Here is a 1,573-nt window from a genome sequence, read left to right as displayed (position 1 = left end):
ATAGAGTCATCTGTCCATTGGGTATTGTTGGATCCGTAAAACAGTACATAACGGTACGTCGCAAATAAATTTTTAGCATCTTCAGTAAAGTAACTATCTGGGTATGTTTTAACATAGTTCTCCCAAAACACAGCACGGGCCATCACCTCGTCAAAAGACACCGCCACCGCACCATCATTCCAAAAAATATCCTGATTGTCTTTTGCCATACGTTGAATAAATATGGCTTGATCTGCAGGTAGATAAGGGACAAATAGGTCTGCCATCGCCTTTAGATTATGATGAAATTTGAAGATGCCTTCGCCTACATACAGCACGCTAACGTCAGCGTTACTCTGCACCAATTCACTAAGATATCGTTTACGTGGGCTCAGTGCTTTTAGTTGTTCAACGGATAATTGTTTGCCTTGATTTATAGTCTCTGCTACATCGTGAAAGCTTGCACAGTCCATAGAATCATTAGAACCCAAAAAACGTCCGTACAGTGCTTGATATTCTGTTAGCCATTGCAGGATTTCGACGTTCGCAGTCATTGGCAAGCAAGCATTTAATTGTCGTTGGATACCATGAATATCTTCAATTTTACTTTTGTTATCAATGTCCTTCATAGAAGCACTGAGCTTAGTGCACACCAGCTTATTTGTTAACTGTTTTTCAGACAATGCGACCAATGCATTAGTGAGTGCTCTTGGCGTTTTTGCTTCTATTAATGGCTGCGTGCTTGGCTGTTTTGCCGTTTGCGTGGACATTGATGACTTATTTAATGTATCTGAGTTATCTGAGTTGTCTGAGTTTTTTTCATATCAGATGGAGGTTGGCAAGCGCTCATAGCAAATAATAGGCTTACTCCCATCATGAGTGACAATGTGGTCTTTTGCATATGCGGTATCCTTTGAGTACGTCCTAAAAATGGTAGCCATCATAACCATTGTCGACTAAATAGTGTCAGTATACAGCGGCTATGTCAGCTGATGACATAATCAGCCAATATTATTAAAGTCATTTGCTTAATATCATCATAAGAGGACTTGAATAATGAGTATTATCAATACCGATATCATGCCATATCGGTATTTTTGTTTGTAATTTTTCCTTGAATAACCGCAGCTGTCCCTTATAATAACCGCAGCTATCCCTTATAAAGAAAACCAATAAAAGCATATTTACCTATGCTCTTATAAGCACTTTTAACACATGCTTTGACTATAAATAATTTTTATAATTGGTAAAAATAGGAAACCTTATGGCACACGATATTTTATTTGAGCCTGTAAAAATGGGCACACAAACGCTAAAAAACCGCATTATGATGGCCCCACTGACACGTCTGCGTGCCGTTGAGCCAGGCGATGTCCCTATCACATGGGCAGCAGAGTACTACTCGCAGCGTGCAGGGGCGGGCCTTGTCATCACTGAAGCGACGCAAGTATCGTTTCAAGCAAAAGGCTATGCAGGCGCACCAGGGCTACATACTCAAGATCAAGTCACTGCATGGAAAGCCATTGTTGACAATGTCCACGCTAAAGGTGGCAAGATCGTCGTCCAGCTATGGCACACAGGACTTGTCTCACAT

Annotated in this window: 1 protein-coding gene and 1 pseudogene; one reads left to right on the top strand and one right to left on the bottom strand. The window is 40.9% G+C overall.

The window, feature by feature from the left end; all coding sequences use genetic code 11:
* Positions 1-749: pseudogene (locus JMW64_RS13800) on the bottom strand (hypothetical protein); the annotation flags it as partial.
* A 494-nt stretch (positions 750-1,243) separates the two neighbouring features.
* Here JMW64_RS13800 and JMW64_RS13795 point away from each other — a divergent pair.
* Positions 1,244-1,573: oxidoreductase (locus tag JMW64_RS13795; protein WP_455566942.1), on the top strand; the 330-nt coding region annotated here is incomplete at its 3' end.

It is taken from the genome of Psychrobacter immobilis (genome assembly GCF_904846065.1).
Taxonomy (GTDB): Bacteria; Pseudomonadota; Gammaproteobacteria; order Pseudomonadales; family Moraxellaceae; genus Psychrobacter; species Psychrobacter immobilis_H.
Note: the sequence above shows the minus strand (reverse complement) of the source record. Positions and strands in the feature narration are given on the sequence as shown.